Annotated in this window: 19 protein-coding genes; 12 read left to right on the top strand and 7 right to left on the bottom strand. The window is 72.2% G+C overall.

What is annotated here, in order from left to right:
- Positions 1-124: 124 nt before the first annotated feature.
- Complete coding sequence (locus tag ACZ7L5_RS06400) at positions 125-1,009, top strand: SGNH/GDSL hydrolase family protein (protein ID WP_363035823.1); 885 nt, start codon at positions 125-127, stop codon at positions 1,007-1,009.
- 10 nt (positions 1,010-1,019) lie between these two features.
- Positions 1,020-1,997 carry an aldose epimerase family protein gene (locus ACZ7L5_RS06395; RefSeq protein WP_471514907.1) on the top strand — a complete coding sequence of 326 codons (978 nt, stop codon included), beginning with the start codon at positions 1,020-1,022 and terminating at the stop codon, positions 1,995-1,997.
- Positions 1,998-2,087: 90 nt separating this feature from the next.
- Here the strand turns inward: ACZ7L5_RS06395 and ACZ7L5_RS06390 are convergent, their stop codons facing one another.
- Complete coding sequence (locus ACZ7L5_RS06390; protein ID WP_471514905.1) at positions 2,088-4,526, bottom strand: beta-glucosidase; 2,439 nt, start codon at positions 4,524-4,526, stop codon at positions 2,088-2,090.
- Between the two features lie 102 nt (positions 4,527-4,628).
- Here ACZ7L5_RS06390 and ACZ7L5_RS06385 point away from each other — a divergent pair, with 102 nt between their 5' ends.
- Positions 4,629-5,210, top strand: coding sequence for a TetR/AcrR family transcriptional regulator (locus ACZ7L5_RS06385; RefSeq protein ID WP_365060537.1), 582 nt, complete (start codon positions 4,629-4,631; stop codon positions 5,208-5,210).
- Here ACZ7L5_RS06385 and ACZ7L5_RS06380 read toward each other — a convergent pair.
- Positions 5,182-5,583 carry a RidA family protein gene (locus ACZ7L5_RS06380; protein ID WP_471514903.1) on the bottom strand — a complete coding sequence of 134 codons (402 nt, stop codon included), beginning with the start codon at positions 5,581-5,583 and terminating at the stop codon, positions 5,182-5,184. The two genes, ACZ7L5_RS06385 and ACZ7L5_RS06380, sit on opposite strands and share 29 nt — an antisense overlap.
- 58 nt (positions 5,584-5,641) lie before the next feature.
- Between ACZ7L5_RS06380 and ACZ7L5_RS06375 the strand changes: the two genes are divergently transcribed.
- Together ACZ7L5_RS06375 and ACZ7L5_RS06370 are read left to right on the top strand one after the other, a co-directional pair.
- A complete protein-coding gene (locus ACZ7L5_RS06375; RefSeq protein ID WP_471514900.1) occupies positions 5,642-6,607 on the top strand; it encodes a LysR family transcriptional regulator in 966 nt (321 codons plus the stop codon).
- A gap of 105 nt (positions 6,608-6,712) precedes the next feature.
- Positions 6,713-7,978, top strand: coding sequence for a pyroglutamyl-peptidase I (locus tag ACZ7L5_RS06370; protein ID WP_471514898.1), 1,266 nt, complete (start codon positions 6,713-6,715; stop codon positions 7,976-7,978).
- A 79-nt stretch (positions 7,979-8,057) separates the two neighbouring features.
- On the opposite strand, the gene ACZ7L5_RS06365 is transcribed toward ACZ7L5_RS06370, so the two are convergent.
- The gene (locus ACZ7L5_RS06365; RefSeq protein WP_471514896.1) at positions 8,058-8,879 is read right to left on the bottom strand and encodes an EI24 domain-containing protein; all 822 of its coding nucleotides are present in this window, start codon (positions 8,877-8,879) and stop codon (positions 8,058-8,060) included.
- 183 nt (positions 8,880-9,062) lie between these two features.
- Here ACZ7L5_RS06365 and ACZ7L5_RS06360 point away from each other — a divergent pair, with 183 nt between their 5' ends.
- Together ACZ7L5_RS06360 and ACZ7L5_RS06355 are read left to right on the top strand one after the other, a co-directional pair.
- On the top strand, positions 9,063-11,684 hold the full coding sequence (locus ACZ7L5_RS06360; protein WP_471514894.1) for a M14 family zinc carboxypeptidase: 2,622 nt from the start codon (positions 9,063-9,065) through the stop codon (positions 11,682-11,684).
- A 9-nt stretch (positions 11,685-11,693) separates the two neighbouring features.
- Positions 11,694-12,845 (top strand): serine hydrolase domain-containing protein, encoded by a 1,152-nt coding sequence (locus ACZ7L5_RS06355; RefSeq protein ID WP_328881932.1) that lies wholly within the window; start codon positions 11,694-11,696, stop codon positions 12,843-12,845.
- A gap of 73 nt (positions 12,846-12,918) precedes the next feature.
- Here ACZ7L5_RS06355 and ACZ7L5_RS06350 read toward each other — a convergent pair whose 3' ends face one another.
- The gene (locus ACZ7L5_RS06350) at positions 12,919-13,338 is read right to left on the bottom strand and encodes an organic hydroperoxide resistance protein (RefSeq protein ID WP_362377790.1); all 420 of its coding nucleotides are present in this window, start codon (positions 13,336-13,338) and stop codon (positions 12,919-12,921) included.
- A 106-nt stretch (positions 13,339-13,444) separates the two neighbouring features.
- A complete protein-coding gene (locus tag ACZ7L5_RS06345) occupies positions 13,445-14,443 on the bottom strand; it encodes an NADP-dependent oxidoreductase (RefSeq protein WP_471514892.1) in 999 nt (332 codons plus the stop codon).
- 103 nt (positions 14,444-14,546) lie between these two features.
- On the opposite strand from ACZ7L5_RS06345, the gene ACZ7L5_RS06340 reads away from it, so the two are divergent.
- Positions 14,547-14,987, top strand: coding sequence for a MarR family winged helix-turn-helix transcriptional regulator (locus ACZ7L5_RS06340; protein ID WP_363035803.1), 441 nt, complete (start codon positions 14,547-14,549; stop codon positions 14,985-14,987).
- 444 nt (positions 14,988-15,431) lie between these two features.
- Complete coding sequence (locus ACZ7L5_RS06335; RefSeq protein WP_471514890.1) at positions 15,432-15,626, top strand: hypothetical protein; 195 nt, start codon at positions 15,432-15,434, stop codon at positions 15,624-15,626.
- Between the two features lie 275 nt (positions 15,627-15,901).
- Here ACZ7L5_RS06335 and ACZ7L5_RS06330 read toward each other — a convergent pair whose 3' ends face one another.
- Complete coding sequence (locus tag ACZ7L5_RS06330) at positions 15,902-16,060, bottom strand: hypothetical protein (RefSeq protein WP_471514888.1); 159 nt, start codon at positions 16,058-16,060, stop codon at positions 15,902-15,904.
- Between the two features lie 62 nt (positions 16,061-16,122).
- On the opposite strand from ACZ7L5_RS06330, the gene ACZ7L5_RS06325 reads away from it, so the two are divergent.
- Both ACZ7L5_RS06325 and ACZ7L5_RS06320 read left to right on the top strand, forming a co-directional pair.
- Positions 16,123-18,765, top strand: a complete 2,643-nt coding sequence (locus tag ACZ7L5_RS06325) for a helix-turn-helix transcriptional regulator (RefSeq protein ID WP_471514886.1) — start codon at positions 16,123-16,125, stop codon at positions 18,763-18,765.
- Positions 18,766-18,821: 56 nt separating this feature from the next.
- Positions 18,822-19,019 (top strand): hypothetical protein, encoded by a 198-nt coding sequence (locus ACZ7L5_RS06320; RefSeq protein ID WP_328881926.1) that lies wholly within the window; start codon positions 18,822-18,824, stop codon positions 19,017-19,019.
- Positions 19,020-19,028: 9 nt separating this feature from the next.
- Here ACZ7L5_RS06320 and ACZ7L5_RS06315 read toward each other — a convergent pair whose 3' ends face one another.
- Positions 19,029-19,415: an SHOCT domain-containing protein gene (locus ACZ7L5_RS06315; protein ID WP_365060540.1), complete on the bottom strand. Its 387-nt coding sequence runs from the start codon at positions 19,413-19,415 to the stop codon at positions 19,029-19,031.
- Between the two features lie 247 nt (positions 19,416-19,662).
- On the opposite strand from ACZ7L5_RS06315, the gene ACZ7L5_RS06310 reads away from it, so the two are divergent.
- Positions 19,663-21,609 carry a glycoside hydrolase family 15 protein gene (locus tag ACZ7L5_RS06310; RefSeq protein WP_471514884.1) on the top strand — a complete coding sequence of 649 codons (1,947 nt, stop codon included), beginning with the start codon at positions 19,663-19,665 and terminating at the stop codon, positions 21,607-21,609.
- Positions 21,610-21,676 lie beyond the last annotated feature (67 nt).

Genomic DNA, 21,676 nt, shown 5'->3' with positions numbered 1-21,676 from the left:
GCCCGTCATTCACCCGGCAGGACGCTTGTACGGGTGTGAGCCGTTGCATGAGACGGCCGGGAACCCTCGTGCGTTGTTATTGGTTGTGCACCATGACAGGGCCGAGTGAGGGGATGGACCGGGTATGCGGAAGCGGCGGCATCTCTCACGCGCTGTCCTCGCCGCCGTGACCACGGCAGTGCTGGGCGTGGCCGGTTGTGACGCCGTCGGCGGCAACTCCCCGGAGCCGTCCGGCAGCGACGCGCCGAGTGCGCGGCCGAAGCCGACTCCGACCTGGGACCGCAGCCCTGCCTCGGTGGCGGCCGTGGGCGACTCCATCACGACCGGTTTCGACGCCTGTTCGGTCCTGTCGGACTGCCCCGAGGTCTCCTGGGCGACCGGCAGCAGTCCCCGCGTCGACAGTCTCGCCGTCAGGCTGCTGGGCAGGGCGAAGGCGGCGGAGCGGAGCTGGAACTACGCGGTGACCGGGGCGCGGATGGCCGACGTGCCCGGGCAGATGGCGCAGGCGGTGACACGCAGGCCGGAGTTGGTGGCGGTGATGGCGGGGGCGAACGACGCCTGCCGGGACACGACCGCCGCGATGACCTCGGTGGCCGACTTCCGGACGCAGTTCGAGGACGCGATGGGCACGCTGCGCGAAGCGCTGCCGAAGACTCAGGTCTACGTCGCGAGCGTGCCGAATCTGATGCGGCTGTGGGAGCAGGGCCGTACGAGCCCGATGGGTAAGCAGGTCTGGAAGCTCGGCATCTGCCCGTCGATGCTGGGCGACGCCGACTCCCTGACCGCGGCGGCGAACCAGCGGCGCGAGACGGTGCAGGAGCGGGTCGAGGCGTACAACGACGTGCTGGAGCAGGTCTGTGCGAAGGACCGCCGGTGCCGGTTCGACGACGGCGCCGTGTACGAGTTCCGCTTCGGCGGCAAGCAGCTGAGCCAGTGGGACTGGTTCCATCCGAGTGTCAACGGCCAGGCACGGCTTGCCGAGATCGCCTACCGGACCGTCACGAACTAGTGTTTCGCTCATGAGCGAACACTTCGGCACACTTTCCGACGGCACCCCGGTCCATCGCTGGACGCTGGAGCGCGCGGGCCTGCGGGTACGGGTGCTGTCGTACGGCGGGATCGTGCAGTCGCTGGAGGTGCCCGACCGGGAGGGGCACGCCGCGAGCGTGGTGCTGGGGTTCGCCGACCTGGAGGGCTATGTGTCGCACCCGGGGCCCTATCTCGGCGCCCTGATCGGGCGGTACGCGAACCGGATCGCGCACGGCCGCTTCCCGCTGGACGGCCTGACGTACGCGCTCGACCCCAACGACCCGCCCAACTCCCTGCACGGCGGCGCACGCGGCTTCGACAAGCGGGTGTGGGAGATGACGCCGGTCGAGCACGGTGTGCGCCTGAGCCGGGTCAGCCGGCATGGCGAGGAGGGCTTCCCGGGGCAGCTGGAGGTCTCGGCGACCTACACGCTGTCGTCCGACGGAGCGCTGCGTATCGCGTACGAGGCGGTGACGGACGCGCCGACCGTGGTGAACCTGACCAACCACAGCTACTTCAACCTCGCCGGAGCGGGTTCGGGCAGCGCGAGCGGCCATGAACTGCGGCTGGCCGCCTCCCGGTACACCCCGGTCGACGCGGACCTGATCCCGACCGGCGACCTGGACGAGGTCGCGGACACCCGCTTCGACTTCCGCCGGACCAGGAAGGTCGGCGCCGGGTACGACCACAACTTCGTGCTGGACAAGGGGGTGACGGGAACTGCGGAGGAGGTCGCCGAGCTGCACGACCCGTCGACCGGGCGGGCGCTGACGGTGGCGACCACCGAGCCCGGTCTCCAGCTGTACACCGCCGAGCATCTGACCGAGCCCTTCGCCCCGGGCGACGGCATCGCGCTGGAGACCCAGCACTTCCCCGACTCCCCGAACCGGCCGGAGTTCCCGAGCACGGTGCTGCGGCCGGGCGAGGTGTTCCGGTCGGAGACGGTGTACGGCTTCTCCGTCCGCTAGCGGGAGCCCAATCCGCGGCCTGCCCGGGGACGAGCCCCGGCCCGGGCGTCAGGACCGGACCGGGGCTGTTCCTGGGGCACTTCTCCCGCGTCAGACGTTAATCGTCGCCGTCACCCGACGGTCGGCGATCGAGCGGCCCACCTGAATCTCGTACGAACCCTTCACAAACGTCCACGAATTGGTCTGCTCGTCCCACATCTCGAAAGCGCGGCGCGGAAGTTCGATGACGGCCTCGGCCGTCTCGCCGGACCCCGCCGCCACGCCCGCGAATCCGGCCAGCCCGCGCGCCGGGCGGTCGGTGCCGGGCTCGGCCGGCGCCAGGTAGACCTGCACGACCTCGCGCCCCGCACGCTCGCCGGAGTTGCGGAGGCGGACCGTGACCGTGGTCCCCTCGACCTTGACGGACTCGTACGTCCACTCGGTGTAGCCGAGGCCGTGCCCGAAGGGGTACGACGGGACCCGGCCCTCCTTCTCCCAGGCGCGGTAGCCGATGAAGGCGCCCTCGTCGTAAGGGAGTTCGCCCGCCGAGGGCACTACCTGGGTGACCGGGGCGTCGGTCAGGGAGCCCCAGGTGGTGGGCAGCCGGCCGCCGGGCTCGTGGGCGCCGGTGAGGACGTCCGCGAGTGCCGCTCCGGCCTCCTGGCCGGGGAACCAGCCGAGCAGCACCGCGGCGACGTCCTCGCGCCACGGCAGCTCCACCGGGGAGCCGGAGTTGACGACCACGACGGTGTTGGGGTTGGCGGCGGCGACGGCGCGGACCAGGTCGTCCTGGTGGCCGGGCAGGGTGAGGTCCGTGCGGTCGAAGCCCTCGGACTCCACGCGGTCGGTGGTGGCGACCACGACGACGGCCGTGTCGGCGGTGCGGGCGGCCTCGACTGCTTCGGCGATCAGCTCGTCGGGGTCGCGCTGCGGCTCCTGGTGCGCGAGGGTGAAGCCGACGACCCTCAGCGGGGCGCCCTCGGGGAACTCGACGACGTGGGTGAGGGAGACCTCGACCGGTGCGCCGGCGGTGAGTTCGGGCTGGGCGCGGGGGACGGGAGCGCCGAAGAAGGCGGCGAAGGGGTCCTCCTTGGCGGGGCGCTCGACGTCGTCGTAGTACGTCGTGCCGTCGATCGTGAGCCTGAACGCGCCGATGCCCTTGATGCCGAAGGTGTGCGGGCCGGTGTCGCGCGGGGTGAAGGTGCCGGTCAGCTCGACGGTGCGCAGGGTCTCGTGGGTCACGCCCTCGGGGAGGTCGCCGCCCATCCACTGGATGTGGCCGTTGGGGGCGGAGCCGGTGCCGATGACGTTCCCGTCGGCGTCCCGGCACACGGCCCGCAGTTCGAAGCCCTTGTCGGCGATGCCGAGTTCGGTGTTCGGGTCGGCGCCGACGGCGTAGGTGAGCGTGCCCTCGGGGAGGGCGGCGGTGAGGCCGTCGAGCGGGGAGACGATCCGGTCGGGGAAGACGGTGGCGGAGCCGCCGCCCAGGACCCGGGCGTCCCGGGCTGCGGCGCCGATCAGCGCGACGGTGGCGTTCGGCCGCAGCGGGAGGGCGCCGGCCTGGTTGCGGACCAGGACGAAGGAGCGGCGGGCGATCTCGCGGGCGAGTTCGGGGCCGTCGACGCTCTCGGGGTACTCGGTGACGACGGGTTCGGCACCGTCGAGGATGCCGACACGGGCGGCGAGCCGCAGGACGTTGCGCACGGCGTCGTCGACCTTGGCCTCGGTCACCTTCCCGTCCCGTACGGCCTGGGCGAGGGGCTCGCCGTACACGGTCTGCGGGCCGGGCATGGCGACGTCGAGGCCGCCCTCAATGGCGCCGACGGTGGACCGGGCGGCCATCCAGTCGGAGACGTTGTAGCCGTCGAAGCCCCATTCCCCGCGCAGGACTTCGTTCACGAGGTACTGGTGCTCGCTCATCGTCGTGCCGTTGACCGTGTTGTAGGCGGTCATGATGCCCCAGGGGTGGGCGTTTTCGACGATGATCTCGAAGGGCGCCAGATACAGCTCGCGCAGGGCGCGTTCGGAGACGAGGTTGTTGACGGTGAAGCGCTCGGTCTCGGCGTCGTTGGCGACGAAGTGCTTCACGGTGGTGCCGACACCGCCGGACTGGACGCCGTTCACATAGCCCGCGCCGATGGTCCCCGTCAGGTAGGGGTCCTCGCTGTAGGCCTCGAAGTGGCGGCCGCCGAGCGGGGAGCGGTGGAGGTTGACGGTGGGGGCGAGCAGCACGTGGACGCCCTTGCGGCGGGCCTCCTGGGCGAGGAGGGTCCCGGCACGGCGGGCCAGGTCCGGGTCCCAGGTGGCGGCGAGGGCGGTGGGCGAGGGCAGCGCGACGGACGGGTCGTCGGCGGTCCAGTGCACGCCCCGCACACCGATCGGGCCGTCGGACATGACGAGGGACTTCAGGCCGATCTCGGGCAGTGCGGGCAGGGTCCAGGTGTCCTGGCCGGAGAGCAGCCGCGCCTTCGCGTCGAGGTCGAGCGCGGCGAGGGCGGCCTCGACAGCCGCCTCGCGTGCTTCGTCGGCCTGAGTACGGGTTCCCGCCATCGCGGTTCCTCCTCGTTGAGTCCGGACTGTGCCTCCATCCTGCATCGGCTACCTGTAGACCGGTAGGTTTCGTTATCTTGCTGTTATATTATGGGTACGACGATGCCGTACGGTGACGCCATGAACGCCAGGGTCAGAAGCGAGGAGCGCCGCGCCGAAATCGTCCGGGCGGCCCTTGAGGTGATCGCCGAGCGCGGTTACCGGGGGGCGAGCCTCGCCGCGGTGGCCGAGCGGGTCGGGCTCACCCAGCAGGGGCTGCTGCACTACTTCCCGACCAAGGACGCGCTGCTCGTCGCGGTGCTCCAGGAGCGGGACCAGTGGGACGCCGTACCCGACACCCGGTGGCGCGTCGACCTGCTCGCCTCGCTCGTCGAGTACAACGCGATGCGGCCCGGCATCATCCAGACCTTCTCGGCGCTGCTCGGCGAGAGCGTCACCGAGGGGCACCCCGCGCGCGAGTACTTCACCGAGCGCTACACGCGCGTGCGGGCGAGCATGGCGGAGGTCCTGCGCGTCGAGTACGGCGACCGGCTGCCGAACGGGCTGACACCGGAGCGTACGGCGCCCCTGCTGGTCGCCGTCATGGACGGATTGCAGTACCAGTGGCTCCTGGACCCGGAGTCGGTGGACATGCCGGGCGCGTTCCGCGACTTCCTCAGCCTGCTGGGCGAGGACGCGGACTGAGGGCGGCGACGACCTCTACCTCCACGCGGGCCTGAGGCCTGAACAGCCTCGGCACCTCGAAGGTCATGCTGGTGGGCGGGGTGCCGGCGAGGAACTGCCGCCGTACGGTGCCGTATTCGTCCAGGGTGCCGATGTCGGTGAGACAGGTGCGGATGTTGATGACGTCCGCCAGCGTGGCGCCATGCGCCTTGAGCAGGGCGGCGATGGTCTCGAAGATGCCGCGGGTCTGCTCGGCGACCGTGGCGCCCTCGGCGATCTGCCCGGAGAGGAACAACAGCGCGCTGCCGTCGGCGTGTTCGACGCGGGCGACCTGGGAGTAGTAAGGGCTCAGGGGCTGGGGTGCGGAGGGCGGGTTGTCGACGGTGATCTGCATGCCGTCGACGCTAGGTGCGGGCTTGCGATGCGACAAGCGAATGTCCAGCATGGCTGCCATGTCGAAACAGCATGAGTATCAGCAGGAGACTCAGCTTGAGTTCCCCGAGGTCTCCACTGTGTGGCTGAGGGCGTTCCTGGAGGTCGCCCGGCTCGGTTCCTTCACCGGCGCCGCCCGGACCCTCGGGTGGACGCAGTCGGCGGTGTCCCGCCAGATCTCCACGCTGGAAGGGGCTCTGGGCGGGGCCCCGCTCTTCGACCGGCTCCCGCGGGGCGTACGGCTCACCGAGGCCGGGCGGGTTCTCGTGCCGTACGCCGAGGCGATCGCGGAGTCGTTGCACGGGGCCGTGCGGGAGCTGGCCGCGCTGCGTGAAGTGGCGGGCGGACGGCTGCGGTTCGGTGCCTTCGCCACGGCCGACGCGGGGCTGGTGCCGCAGGCACTGGCCGCCTTCCGCGCCGCGCACCCTCGCGTCCGGGTCACCCGCGAGGAGGGCTTCACCCCGGCCCTCCTGGACCGGCTCACCGCGGGCCACCTCGACCTCGCGGTCGTCTCGACCACGGGCCGCGCCCCGCTGGAGGCGTACGAACTCCACCACCTCCTCGACGAGTCCCTGTACGTCGCCGTCCCCGCCGGTCATCCGCTGGCCGGCAGCGAACCCGTCCGGCTCGGCCGGCTCGCCGATGCCGAATGGATCTCCGGCAGCTCCCGCCCCGAGGGCACCCTCCTCGACGTGGCCCTGCGGCAGGGCTTTCGGCCACGTGTGGCGCACGTCGTCGGCGAGTGGACCGCCAAGCAGGGGTACGTCGCCGCCGGCCTCGGAGTGGCGCTGGTCCCGGCGCTGGCCGCGGCGTCCGTGCGCCCGGACGTCCGGCTGGTACCGGTGCTGGACGAGGGCGGGCCGGCGCGTGCGGTGTACGCGGCGACGGTGCGGGGGCGGTCACCGGTGCCGGCTGCGGAGGCGTTCGTGGGGGCGCTGCGGGAGGCGGCGGCGCCGGTGGGGGTGCCGGCGCGCGCCACGGGCTAGTCCACACCATGGCGTAGTCCCCTCCCGCCACGCGATACTTCCGGCGTCCCGCACGACGCAGCGCTCTGCCTCACCCCCCACCGTGACGGAAGGACCGTAATTCCCTTGAATTCCATACGTGTTCGGATCGGCGTCCTCTCAGTGGCCGTGCTGGCCGGACTCTCGGCTCCCACGACAGGAGCTGCCGCCGCCCAGTCCGCGCCCGCGCCGACGTTCGAGGAACAGCGCCTCGACAAGGCCGTACCCCAGGAGATCCTGCGGCGCTCCGGATTCGACGCCGCGGCGGCGGAGTTCGCCGACGATCTGGCCGGCGCGCGCTCCTACGCGCAGGCCCACCGGGTCGTCACACGCGAGGGGTCGGCGCTGTGGCGCAGGGCCGTGGACCGGGCGCAGGGGCGCGGGGCGGCGGGCGGCGATCTGAGCCGGGACGATGATCGGCCGCTGTACTGGGCGCGGTTGTCGATGACGCGGGACGTGCGGACGTGGGAGCCGGCGTTCGGGCTGAGCGACGTCCAGCGGGGTGCTCTCATCGGCGCGTTGGAGCGGGTCTCGCGTGGCCAGACCGACATTCGCCATACGGCCGGTGCGGCCGGGGCGGGCATGAAGCGGATCCTCGTCACCGGGTTCGACCCGTTCACGCTCGACCGGGACATCCGTATCTCCAACCCGTCCGGCGCCACCGCGCTCGCCCTCGACGGCGCGGTGATCGAGACCACGGACGGGCCGGCCCGGGTGGAGACCGCCATGTTCCCGGTGCGGTGGCAGGACTTCGCGGACGGGACGGTGGAGCGGGCGCTGCGGCCGTATCTGAAGCAGGTCGATCTGTTCACGACCGTGAGCCAGGGGCGCGTCGGGCGGTTCGACGTCGAGCGGACCAACGGGGCCTGGCGGGGTGGCTTCCAGGACAACGACAACATCGGGCGGACCGAGACGATCCCCGTCGCCGATCCGGCCTCGCAGCCGCAGTGGACCACGACGACGCTGCCGTACCGGGAGATCGTCGCCGCGAACACGGGGCGGTTCCCCGTGTACGACAACACGAGCGTGACCGAGATTCCTGCGGGCGGCACGACGGCGGTCGTACGGCCGGACGGACCGACTCCGGGCTCCACCGCGCGGGCCGGCGGCGGCGGGGACTACCTCTCCAACGAGATCGCCTACCGGGCGACACTGCTCCGGGACCGGCTCGGGCTGCACGACTCGCTGCCGGGCGGGCATGTGCACACGCCGGTGCTGCAGTTCGGGGCGGGCAACACGGATCCGGCGTCGGGGGCGGTGACTGATCCGGAGTTCGTGCGGAACCGACTGGACATCATCGCGCAGGTGCGGGGGATCTTGAGTGCCGCGGTGGAGGCTACGGAGGGTTCGTAGGCACCCGGCGTCGGGGCGGGCGTCCCTGGGGGCCCCGCGGCCCCCAGACCCCCGCTTCGGCCCTGAACGGGCCTCGTCCTCAAACGCCGGACGGGCTGGTTGGCGCGGGCCGGCCCTTGAACGGGGAGGCGTCTTCCCCGCCGCTCTCCTCCTCCGTCTCCTCCCCCATCAGCTCCCGAGCCATCAGCGTCGCCCCCGCCACCGCGCCCGGCATCAGGAACACCGCGACGAACGGCACCAGGAAGGCTGCTGCGAGGGGGGCTCCGAAGCCCCAGATCAGGGTCTTGCGGGAGCGGAGCATGGTGAGGCGGTCGCGGAGTTCGACGCGGCGGCGCTGGAGGGCGACCGCCGTGAGTTCCTCGGTGAGGAAGAAGCCGGTGACGAAGACGCCGATGACCGGTACGGCCGTCTGGCCGACGACCGGGATGAAGCCGAGGGCGAAGAGCAGGACGCCCCAGAGGGCGGCGCGCAGGACGATCCGCAGGCTGTCGCGGCCCGAGATCCACAGTTCGCGCCAGAGCGGCAGGCCGGACTCGGGAGCCGTGCCGTCGGGAGAGACGTCCCGGTCGACCTTCTCGGAGAGGTTCTCGTAGAAGGGCTGGCCGATCAGCAGGGTGACCGCCGTGAAGGTGATGACGGACAGGAGCAGGCCCAGCGCGAACAGGACGGCCGTGAGGAAGCCGCGGAACAGGCCCTGCCACGGGCTCGACCAGTCGTCCGCGAACGGCGTCGACCAGGACACGAAGTCCTCGCCCCAGAGCGCCAGCCCGACCAGCGCGGCCACGTAGAGCACCATGGTGATCAGGCCCGGGATCAGCCCGAAGCCGTACTGCTTGCCGTGCCGGGCCACCCACCGCTGGCCCCTGAGGAGATACCTGAACCCGGCCCCAAGATCGCGCATGGTTCGCACTCTAGTCGGGCCGTGTCACACGGCAGTCACGGTCGCTTCGGGGCCCGGTCACCGCGGCACCCGCCCCCGCATGGGCCATCCGGGGCATCCGTGACACCAACTCCCTCTTGTTGCGGTTGAGTCGAACAGGTACACCTCGCCGTACCGATCTCAGGAAGTTCCGAGGAGGTACGCGTGCGCACGACGAGAACCGTTCCCGCGAGACCCGTTCCTGCCAGGCCCGTTTCCGCCCGATCCGTTCTGATCACCGCCCTCGCCCTCACCACGGCGGGCTCCCTGCTCCTCACCCCGCACACCGCCGTCGCGGATCCCCAGCCGCCGGGCCACCCCTCGGGCCGCCCCCCGGTCCACCGCGAGGCCGCGCTCGACCGGGAAGCCGCGCGGACGCCCGCGAGCGCCGCCCAGCGGGCCCTCGGCACCGCCGAAGCGCCCTCAGCGGCGATCGCCGACGACAGCCGCGGCTACCCGCGCCGGCAGGTCCTCACGCCCGACCCCGAGAACCCGGCCGACAAGTCCATCAAGCTCGGCCTCACCCCGTACCACGCCATCGCGCCGAAGCTGAACGCCCTCCAGGCCCTCGGCGACCGCGTGAGCGTCGAGGTCGCGGGCCGCTCGGCGGGCGGGCACCGGCTCTACCTCGTCACCGTCACCGCGCCCGAGACCGGCCGCCAGGCCCGCACGCAGGCGCGGATGCGCGAGCTCATCGAGAACGCGCCCGCCCTCGCCGCCAAGTCCCCGGAGGTCAGGAGGAGTTACAAGGCGCCCGTCTTCCTCAACAACAACATCCACGGCAACGAGTGGGAGGGCACCGACGCCAGTCTGAAGCTCATCGAGCGGCTCGCCACCGCCACGGACGCCAGGACGCGCGACCTGCTCGCCCACAGCCGCCTGTACTTCAACATCACCGCCAACCCGGACGGCCGTATCGCCGGAACCCGCGCCAACGCGGGCGGCTTCGACATGAACCGGGACTTCGTCACCGCCTCGCAGCCCGAGACCCGGGCGATGCGGCAGATCATGGTCGACAAGCAGCCGGCCGTCATGCTCGACCTGCACGGCTACGTCAACGGCACCCTCATCGAGCCCACCACTCCCCCGCACGGCGAGAACTACGAGTACGACCTGTTCCTGAAGAACACCTACGCCAACGCCCTGCGCATGGAGGCCGCCGTCAACGGCCTCGGCTACACGCCGGCGAAGGACGGGGTCGAACCCGCGCAGATTCCCTTCCGGGACCAGGAGGAGGGCTGGGACGACTGGCCGCCCATCTTCACCCCGCAGTACGCGGCCTTCCACGGCACGGTCGCCGCGCACACGGTGGAGATCCCGATGCAGGTGAACAACAACGCCTACAACACGCTGCCGCAGGCCGAGCTGCGGCGCCGCTCCGCGATCAACGTCGACGTCGCCGGGGCGGCCCTGCGCGCCACCCTCGACTTCGTCCGGGAACGGCGTACGTCACTCGTCGCCGACCAGATCGAGGTCTTCCGGCGTGGAGCCGCGGGCGCCGCGCAGGTGCCGGTGTCCGAGGAGACCGTCCCGGGCGTCCCCGGCATCGGCCCCGAGGACGTCTACACGACCACCTTCCAGCGCGCCTACGTCATCCCGGCCGGCACCGGCGCCCAGCGCTCGGCGCCTGCCGCCGCCCGCCTCGTCGACCACCTCATCGCCAACGACGTACGGGTCACCCGCGCGGACCGCTCCTTCCGGCTGGGGGGCCGGACGTACGCCAAGGGCTCGTACGTCGTCGACATGCGCCAGCCCAAGCGCGGCCTGGCGAACGTGCTCCTCGCGGACGGGCGGGACATCAGCGACAAGGTCTCGGCGATGTACGACATCTCGGGCTGGAGCCTCGGCCGGCTGTGGGGCGCGGCGGTCGAGACCCTGCCGGGCATGCCCTACGGCGCCGCCCTGCGCCCCGTCCGTGCGGCGGCCCCCGTCGCGTACGTCGCCCCGCGCGGTGACCTCCGGCTGAGGCTCGACGACCCGAACGAGGTCGCCGCCCTCAACGCCCTGCTGCGGCAGGGTGTCGAGGTGCGCCGCGCCGCCGACGGCAGCGCGATCGTGCCAGGCAAGGCGCGGCGACAGGCCGTGGCAGCCGCCCGCGCGCACGACGTCGCCTTCCACGCGACGAAGCTCACCGGCACCGTCCCGCTGCACCGCACCCGCGTCGCCGCCGCCGTCACCGCGGGCGAGCTGTTCGCGCTGCGGGAGATGAACTTCGAGGTCACGCCGGTCTCGACGGACGTGCTGAACGCAGGGTTCGACTGGTCATCGGTGGACGTGCTGTTCGTGTCGGCGGGCTTGGAGTACGACGACCTCACCGCCCCCGCCCGTACGGCCCTCGACGCTTTCCTCGACGGTCACGGGCTCGTCGGCAGGGGTGCCACCGGCGCCGCGCTCAACACGGCGACGGGACTGCTGGCGGCCAAGCCGGTCGAGGGCAACGGGGACGCCAACGGTGTAGTACGCGTCGTGAATTCGGGCAGCACTCTGATGTCCGGTGCTCCGGGCCACGGCTTCGTCTACGCGCCCGTGTGGTTCACCGACCTCGGTCCGGGCGTGCGGGTCGAGCAGGCGTACGCGGCCGGGAACCCGCTCGTCTCCGGGCACTGGCGGGCGTCGGCGGACGGCTCCGGCGGGCCGGCGGACGCGGCGGGGCAGGCGTCGGTGGTGAGCGGCACGGGAGCCGTGCTGTTCGGCACGGAGCCGCTCTTCCGGGACCATCCCAAGGGAGAATTCGCCCAGGTCGCCAGGGCGTTGTTCAGCATGGCGCAGGCCAGTGGCACCACATGAGGAGAGCGGATGACACCAGTGATCCACGGCACCGTAGTGGACGGCTTCGAACGGGTACGTGAGGAGTTCGCCGCGTTCGTATCGGGTGAACTCCCGGACTACGAGGGCCAGTTGTGCGCGTACGTGCACGGCCGGAAGGTCGTCGATCTGTGGGCCGGTGACGGCTGCGAGGCCGACTCCCTCTACGGCGTGTTCTCGTCCAGCAAGGGCGCCGCTCACCTCGTGGTCGCACTCCTGATCCAGGAGGGCACGCTCGAACCGGACCGCAAGGTGACGTACTACTGGCCGGAGTTCGGTGCCGAGGGCAAGGGCTCACTGACCCTGCGCGATCTGCTCGCCCACCGGGCCGGGCTGGTCGGGCTCGACGCCGGGTTCACCGACGACGAGCTGGCCGACGACCGGGCCATCGCCGAACGCCTCGCCGACCAGCGGCCGTTCTGGCGCCCGGGCACGGCCTTCGGCTATCACGCGCTCGTCGTCGGCGCGCTCACCGGTGAGGTCGTACGCCGTGCCACCGGCCGTACGCTCCAGGAGGTGTACGAGGAGCGGGTCCGGGCGCCGTACGGCCTGGGCTTCCACCTCGGGCTGCCCGCGGACCTGGATCACCGCTACCGCTCCGTGCAGCCGATGGCCCCGACGCCGGAGCAGCAGGCGGTGCTGGACTCGGTGCCGCAGGGGCCGCACACGCTGTCGTCCATCGCCTTCAACACGCATGTACCGGAGCCGGGGGGACTGGCGGACTACCCCAACTCCCGTACCGTGCGCGCCAAGGGTCCCGCATCGGCGGGCGGCGTCGCTTCCGCGCGCGGGCTCGCCGGCATGTACGCGGCGGCGATCAGCGAGTTGGACGAACGGCCGCCCCTGCTCAAGCCGGACACCATCGCCGAGGTCGGCCAGATCCACTCGACCGGGTACGACCTGGTGGCCCGGGCCCACAAGTCGTACGCCCTCGGCTTCCAGGCGACGGCCGACACCTGGTACCCGTTCCTGGGCGCCGGCACCTTCGGCCACAGCGGCGCCGGCGGCTCCCAGGCCTTCGCCGACCCTCGCAGCGGCCTGACCTACGGCTACACCCGCCGCCGCTGCGCCTTCCCGGGCGGGGCGGCACCGGAGAACCAGCGGTTGGTGAGGGCGGTCCACTCGGCAGCGCTGGCGAGCTGAGCAGCGGGCACGACAGAGGCCGCACCCCAAGGTTTCCGGGGGTGCGGCCTCCTGCCGTACGGATCGAACCGGCTCAGACCAGCGTCACGGTGATGTTGCCGCGGGTCGCCTTCGAGTACGGGCACACCTGGTGGGCCTTCTCGAGCAGGTTGCGGGCCGTCGCGGCGTCGACGTTCGGGATGGCCGCCGAGATCTCCACGATGATCCCGAAGCCGTCGTCGTTCTTGCCGATGCCGACCTTCGCGGTGACGGTCGAGCCCGTGATGTCGGCCTGCTCCTGGCGGGCGACGACGCCCAGGGCGCCCTGGAAGCAGGCGCTGTAGCCGGCCGCGAAGAGCTGCTCCGGGTTGGTGCCGGCGCCGCTGCCGCCCATCTCCTTGGGCGGGTTGACGACGACGTCGAGCTTGCCGTCGTCGGTGGCGACGCGGCCGTCACGGCCGTTCTCGGCGGTGGCGACAGCGGTGTACAGGACCTCGGACTGCTGGATGGACATGCGGTGTCTTCCTCCTCGGTCCGCCGCGACTCGCGCCCACGATCGCGACGGATTTCGGAAAGAAGTTACCGCATGTCGGAAACCCAGCACAGGGCCCGACCCAGTCCTACAGCTGGACGATCATCTTCCCGGTGTTGTCACCGCGCAGCACCCCGAGGAACGCCTCCAGGTTGTTCTCGATCCCCTCGACGAAGGTCTCGCGGTACTTGAGCTGCCCCGAGGCGACCCAGGGGCCGACCTCCTGGACGAACTGCGGCTGCAGGTCGTAGTGGTCGCCGACGAGGAGGCCCTCGATGCGGGCGCGGGTCGCGATGAGGCGGGCGAGGTTCCTCGGGCCGGGGGCCGGCTCGGTGTTGTTGTAGACCGAGATCATGCCGCAGACGGCGATCCGGCCATGGAGGTTGATCTGCCCGATCGCGGCCTCCAGGTGGTCGCCGCCGACGTTGTCGAAGTAGACGTCGATGCCGTCGGGGGCGGCCTCGCGCAGCTGCTCGGCGACCGAGCCGTTCTTGTAGTTGAAGGCGGCGTCGAAGCCGTACTCCTCCACGAGGAGCTTGACCTTCTCGTCGGAGCCGGCGGAGCCGATGACCCGGGAGGCGCCCTTGAGCTTGGCGATCTGCCCGACCTGGCTGCCGACGGCGCCCGCCGCGCCGGACACGAAGACGGAGTCGCCCTCCTTGAAGACGGCGGTGCGCAGCAGGCCGGCGTAGGCGGTGAGGCCGGTCATGCCGAGGACGCCGAGGTACGTGGACAGGGGCGCGGCCTCCGGGTCCACCTTCACGGCGTTCTTGGCGTCCACCGCGGCGAACTCGCGCCATCCGAAGAAGTGCAGGACGTGGTCGCCGACGGCGATGCCCTCGGCGTTGGACTCGACGACCTCACCGACGGCGCCGCCCTGCATGACCTTGCCGAGCTCGAAGGGGGCGACGTAGGACTTGGCGGCCGACATGCGTCCGCGCATGTACGGGTCGACGGAGAGGTATTTGTTCCGTACGAGCACCTGGCCCTCGCCGGGGGTCGGCATCTCGGCCTCGACCAAGGCGAAGTCCTCGGGCTTGGGCCAGCCGACCGGGCGGGAGAGGAGGTGCCATTCGCGGTTGATCATGGGAGGGGTGCGCCTTTCCGTGCGTACGTTTTTACTTCAGTACCTGAAACAACCATGCTCCTGAATATTTCAGGATGTCAAGTAATGGGGGTACCCTGAGAGCATGGCCACCATTCCGCAGAAGACCCATCGTCCCGATGACATGACCCTGGAAGTCGTCGACCTCATCGGCTCGGTCGTGGCCCGCTATCACCAGGAGTACGAGGAGGCCGCCGCCGAGCACGCCCTGACCGGCGCGCAGGCGCGGCTGCTGAGCCTGCTGTCGCTGGAGCCGCTGCCGATGCGGAAGCTGGCGCAGCGGCTGCGCTGCGAGCCGTCGAACGTGACCGGCATCGTGGACCGCCTGGAGTCCCGCGGGCTGGTGGAACGCCGGCCGGACCCGGCGGACCGGCGCGTGAAGCTGGCCGCGGCGACCGAGGAGGGCCGCCGAGTGGCACGCAGCCTGCGGGAGTCCCTGCGCTTCGCCCGGGAGCCGCTGGCGGGGCTGTCGGACCAGGAACGGCTGGCTCTGCGGGACCTGCTGCGACGGATGCTGGACGCCTGACCGGCTGGAGCCCCGCGAGCTGGCGGACACCGGCGGACCAAGGCGTGACGCCGGCCGCGGCGACCGAGGCGGGATGCCGGGCGGCGCCGAAGGACCTGCTGCGGCGGATGCGGACGCCTGACCGGCTGGAGCCCCGCCCGCGAGCCGGTGGACGCCGGCCGAACCCGGCAGACCGGTGCGTGAAGCCGGCCGCCACGACCCAGGCGGGACGCCGGGACCCGGAAGGGCCAGCCCTGACGCACCTCCCGCAGCGCGTGCTGGACGCCTGACCGGCTGGAGCCCCGCGAGCTGGCGGACGCCGGCGGACCAGCACGTGACGCCGGCCGCGGCGACCGAGGCGGGATGCCGGGCGGCGCCGAAGGACCTGCTGCGGCGGATACGGACGCCTGACCGGCTGGAGCCCCGCCCGCGAGCCGGTGGACGCCGGCCGAACCCGGAAGACCGGTGCGTGAAGCCGGCCGGCACGGCTCAGTCGGGGTGCCGGGACCCGGAACACCACCGTCGCTGGAGGGCCTGCTGCTGTGGATGCGGACGCCCGACCGGCTGGACTTCCGCGAGCTGGCGACGGCGGACCAGCGCGTGAAGCCGGCCGCCACGACCCAGGCGGGATGCCGGGACCCGGAGCCACCGGCGCTGTAGGGCCTGCCGCAGCGGACGCTCGACGCCCGACCCGCTGGGGCCCTGCGGACTGGCGGACCGCCGGCCCAACCCGGCAGACCGGCACTTAAAGCAAGCCGCGACCACCCAGGCGGGGCGCCGGGGCCCGGAATCACCGGCGCTGGAGGACCTGGCCCGGCGGACGCTCGACGCCCGACCCGCTGGGGCCCTGCGGACTGGCGGACCGCCGGCCCAACCCGGCAGACCGGCACTTAAAGCAAGCCGCGACCACCCAGGCGGGGCGCCGGGGCCCGGAATCACCGGCGCTGGAGGGCCTGCTGGGGCGGAGGCTGGACGCCTGGGCCCCTGCCCGCTCGGTTGTCGACGGTGGCCGGGTGGGCTGATCGCTTGCGGGCGGGCCGGTCCGGGGCGACGATCGGATGGTGGGTGTTGAGGGTGTCATGTCGCTCGGGCATCCACGAGGCGTGTGATGGGTGCGAAGTCACGCTCGGCCGACGGGAGCCACGGCGATGCCGTCATGAGGGCGGTGACCCCGGGCGGTGACCCGGTTCTCGCCGCACGGTTCGCCGTGCCGACGGTCCCCCGGACGTTCGTGCGCCGGGCGCGGCTGCTCGATCAGCTGGCCGAGGGCCTGCGCACTCCGCTGACGTTGGTGAACGGACCCGCGGGGGCCGGCAAGACCCTGCTGGTCGCCGACTGGATCACGGCCCGCGAGCCGGGGGACGTCGCCTGGCTGACGGTGGAGCCGGAGGACAGCGCCCCCGGCGTGTTCTGGGCCTACGTCCTGCATGCCTTCCGGCACCACGGAATCGCCCTCCCCTCGGACATCGGCAGCCCCGCCCGCCCCGGCGAGGTGGACCACTCGCTGCTGGCGCGGGTCGCGGCCTGGCTGGACGGACGGGACAGGCCGGTGACCCTCGTCCTGGACGAGTTCGACCGGGTGGCCGGGTGCGCCGAGGTGGCCGACGGACTGCAGTTCGTGCTCCGCCACGCGGGCGACGGCCTGCGCCTGCTGGTCATCAGCCGTACGGAGCCGCTGCTGCCGCTTTACCGCTATCGGGCCGCCGGTGAGCTCGTCGACATCCGGGGCGCCGATCTGGCGTTCCGCGCCGAGGAGACGGCGGCCCTCGCCGACCGGCACGGACTGGCACTGTCGGGCGCCGGCGCGCGTGTGCTGACCGCGCGCACCGGAGGCTGGGCGGCGGGACTGCGGCTGTGCACGCTGGCCGCCCAGCGGGCCGACGACCCGGAGGCCTTCCTCGCGGAGTTCGAGCCGGGGCACAGCACGGTGGCCGACTTCCTGCTGGGCGAGGTGCTCCGCGCCCACCCGTCCGACACCCAGGATCTGCTGCTGCGGGCGAGCATCCTGGAGGAGATCCACCCCGATCTGGCCAACGCCCTCACCGGCCGGGTCGACGCGGAGCCGATCCTGGAGGGCCTGCAACGGGCGAACGCGTTCGTCGAGCCCATCGGGCACTCCTGGTACCGGCTGCACCCGCTGTTCGCCGAGATCCTGAGGGTGCATCTGGGCGTCCGCCATCCCGGCCTGGAGCCCGAGCTGCACCGTACGGCCGCCCATTGGCTGAGCCGAACGGGGTTGCTCGACGAGGCCCTGTCGCATGCGGCGGACGCGGGTGACTGGGAGCTGGCCGCGGACGAGTTCATCGGCCGGCTGGCGATCGGCCGGTTGCTGACGGGGCTGTCCGCCGAGCGGCTGGACGGCCTGTTCGCCAGGATGGCGCCGGAGACGTCGGGGCCGGCCTCCGATCTGGTGCGCGCGGCACGCGAGTTGGCCCACCACGACGTCGAGCGCGGCGTCACCTACCTGGGGCGTGCGGAGCAGAACCTGCCGGACGACGACTCCGGCGACGCGGCCGCGGTGCGGCTGAGCTGTGCGGTGCTGCGGGTGCTGGCCGCGCGGGTGGCGGGTTCGGCGGACCTGGCCGAGCTGGCGGCGAAGGCCGCCGCGGAGGCGGAGCGGGCCCTGCCCGCCGACCGGCTGGAACAGTGCCCGGAGCTGACGGCCCTCATGCTCACCGACCTCGGATCGGCGCAGCTGTGGGCGGGCCGCTTCGATGCCGCGCGCTCGACGCTGTCCGAAGCCGTCCGCTCCCCCCAGGAGCCCTCGACGGCCTTCGCGCGGCACGAGGCGCTCAGCCGCCTGGCGCTGATCGACTTCCTGCAGGGCCGTCCCGGCCAGGCGGAGTCGCACGCCAGGAGCGCGGTCGCGGAGGCGGAGCACTCGGGGCTGCCGGTGTCCGACCGGACCGGGATGGCCCAGCTCGTGCTGGCCGCCGTGGCCATCGACCGCGACGACCTGGCGGCGGCGCAGGGCCAGCTCGACCGCGCCGCCGCCACGTCCGCCGCCTCCCGCGATCCCGTCGTGGCCGTGGAGCTGGCGATCCTGCGTTCGCGGATGCTGTTCGCGAAGGGGGACCCCCGCTCGGCGCTGCTGGCCCTCGACGACATGGCGAAGCAGCCGCTGGTCTCCGCCGAGCCGTCCCCGTGGGTGAGCGACCGCATCGCGATGGCCATGGCCGCGGCGCACCTGGCCGACGGCGATCCGAAGGCCGCGGTGAAGGTCTTCGAGGACCGGCCGGCCCACGGCCCGGAGAGCCTGGTGGCGGAGGCCAGGGCGCGGGTCGCCGCCGGTGAGGGCGAAAAGGCCCTGCGCATCCTCGACGAGCTCCAACTCCCCGAGCACCGCGACCCCGGGCCCGTCATCGACGTATGGATTCTACTGACCCGTGCGCAGGCCGCCGACGCGCTCGGCGACTCCGCCGCCGCCGAGAGCCTGCTGCTGCGGGCCCTGGCCGCCGCGCGCCCGCATCACCTGAGGCGGCCGTTCCTGGACGCCGGGTCCTGGGTCAGGCGGCTGCTGCTCCGCCGGCCCGCGCTCGCCCGGGAGCATGCGTGGCTGACCGGCACGCCCGCTCCCGGGCGCGAGGAGCCCGTGGGCCCGCGCCCGGAAACGCTCAGCGCGCGGGAGCGGGACGTACTGGAGCGGTTGGCGCAGCTCATGTCGACCGAGGAGATCGCCGCCGACCTGCATCTGTCCGTGAACACGGTGAAGACGCACCTCAAGAGCATCTACCGCAAGCTCGCCGCCACCCGGCGCGGCGAGGCGGTCCGCCGGGCCCGTGAGTTCGGGCTGCTGTGACGTGTCACCTCGCCCGGGTGATGCCACCCGTGCCCGAGGTCGCCGAGCATGAGGTCATGCGCTACGAGATCCGCGTCGACGGGCAGATGTCGGATGAGTTGACCACGGCGTTCCCCGAGTTCGACAGCTTCGTCGTCCCCAACCAGACGGTGCTGTACGGCCAGGTCGACGACGAGGCGCACCTGTACGGCCTGTTGATCCGTTTCCAGTCGCTGGGGCTGCGCGTGGCGGAGTTCCGCCGGCTTCCGGAGTGAACGTACGGCTCAGCCCGCGAGCACCTTCGCCTTCGCCCGCTCGTACTCGGCGTCGCTGATGTCGCCGTGGTCGTGCAGCCCGGCGAGCTTGGTCAGCTGGTCCGCGTGGGTCGGCCCGGTGGTTCCGGTGGTCCCGGTCGCCGGGGCATCGGCGGCCGCCTCCTGGACGTAGGAGCGGAACGCCTCCTCCTGCCGCCGTTGCTGGCGCACATCACGCTCACCCATGCCGCGTCCGCGGGCGATCAGATAGACGAACACGCCGAGGAACGGCAGCACACAGACGAAGACCGCCCAGCCCGCCTTGCCCCAGCCGCTCATGCTGTCGTCCCGGAAGATGTCTCCGAAGACCCGGAACAGCATCACGAACCACAGCACCCACAGGAAGAACCAGAGCATCGTCAGGAAAGCGTTGAGCAGCGGATAGTCCACGGTCGCCTCCACCTGCCGGCCGTCGTGGGGCCACGGCGGCACTCCAAGCCTGATGTGCTCCACGCTGCGCCTGTCGTCCCGGGACGGCATCACCCGGAGCGGGTGGGGTGCCGCCGCCGACCGCGGCGGTCCCCCGCCCGGGCGGGCCGCGCGCCCGCTGCCGCCGGGTTTCACCTGTCAGGGGTGAAGCCCCGCTCGGAGCTCTTCTCCAACGATGAACGTGGAGAGGGAGGCAGGCATGGTCGACCGCTATCCGCCCATCGCCGAGCACGGAATGGTCGGCGACCTGCAGACCGCGGCTCTGGTCTCGTCCGCCGGGACCATCGACTGGTGGTGCACACCGCGCTTCGACTCGCCCAGCGTCTTCGCTTCGCTGCTGGACAGCGAGCGCGGGGGCCACTGCCGGTTCGCCGTGGATCTCCCGGAGGGCGAGGGGCTGACGGTGCGACAGCTGTACCTGTCCGACACGGCGGTCCTGATCACGCGGTACATGGCGCCCGGCGGCGTGGGCGAGGTCGCCGACTTCATGCCTCCCGTCGACTCCCCGACGCCGACGGACCGGCACCGGATCATCCGGATCGCCCGCGTCGTCCGGGGCAGCCTGCCCTTCACCTTCTCCTGCCGCCCCCGCTTCGACTACGCCCGCGCCCCGCACACCCTCACCCTCCCGCCGGACGACGACCGCTCGGCGGTCTTCCACGGCCCGGGAACCGACCTGCACCTCCAGTGCACCCCCGGGGTCGCCTTCCACGCGGACGGCGACGACGTCACCGGCCGCTTCACCCTCTCCGCCGGGCAGGCGGTGGCCGTCGTGCTGACCGGCACCGCGAGCGGCGGCGCCCCCGGGCCCGCGCCGCAACTGGGCGGCCTGGTCGACGACATGGGCTCGTGCCGCACCTTCTGGCTGTCCTGGCTGCGCTCCTGCTCCTACCGAGGGCGCTGGCAGGACACGGTGAACCGTTCGGCGATCACGCTCAAGCTGCTCACCTACGCCCCCACGGGCGCGCCCATCGCCGCCGCCACCATGGGACTGCCCGAGCAGATCGGCGGCGAGCGCAACTGGGACTACCGCTACACGTGGGTGCGTGACGCCTCGCTCTCCGTGCGGGCGCTGATCGACCTGGGCTTCGAGGCGGAGGCGTACGCGTACCGGCGCTGGCTGCGCGAGCGCGTCGACGCCGGCGGCACCGCCACGGGGGACCCCCTGCAGATCATGTACCGGATCGACGGCGACCCTCATCTCACCGAGGAGACCCTCGACCATCTGGAGGGCTACCGGGGCTCACGGCCCGTCCGGGCCGGCAACGCGGCCGCCGGCCAGCTCCAGCTCGACATCTACGGCGAGGCGGCCGACGCGCTGGCGGTGCGCGGCGACATCGGGGCGATCCGCGGCTGGAACGCCATGCGTGACGTACTGGACTGGCTCTCCGAACACTGGGACCAGCCGGACGAGGGGATCTGGGAGACCCGCGGCGGCCGGCAGAACTTCACCTACAGCCGGCTGATGGCCTGGGTCGCCTTCGACCGCGGCATCCGTGCGGCCGTCTCGCACGCCCGCCCGGGCCGGATCAATCACTGGACCGAGACCCGCGACGCGATCTTCCGGCAGATCGTCGAACGCGGCTGGCACCCCGGTCGCCAGGCCTTCGTCCAGCACTACGACACGGACGTCCTGGACGCCTCGCTGCTGCTGATGCCCCAGGTCGGCTTCATCTCACCGCACGACCCGGACTGGCTCACCACCCTCGACGCCATGGACAAGGAGCTGGTCAGCGACAGCCTCGTCTACCGCTACGACCCCGGGGCCTCGCCCGACGGGCTGCGCGGCGCCGAGGGCACTTTCAACCTCTGCAGCTTCTACTACGTCGAGGCCCTGGCCCGCAGCGGCCGGCTCGGGCGGGCCCGGTACGCCTTCGACAAGATGCTCACCTACGCCAACCCCGTCGGCCTCTTCTCGGAGGAGATCGGTCCCTCCGGCGAACAACTCGGCAACTTCCCCCAGGCGTTCACCCACCTCGCCCTGGTCAACGCGGCCACGGCCCTGGACGAGCAACTCGGCCGGGCAGCGGCGAGCCCGACACACGGCGTCGGCCAGTACGACCCGCCCCACAGCTACACGACGCCCGGGCCACCGACCGGCGGGGGCGACGACGGTGGCTGACCCGGACCGGCAACCGCACCCCCAGCCACAACCACAGCCACAGCCACAGCCACAGCCAGGGCGCCGG

The organism is Streptomyces sp. NPDC107528 (assembly GCF_055639295.1).
Note: the sequence above shows the minus strand (reverse complement) of the source record. Positions and strands in the feature narration are given on the sequence as shown.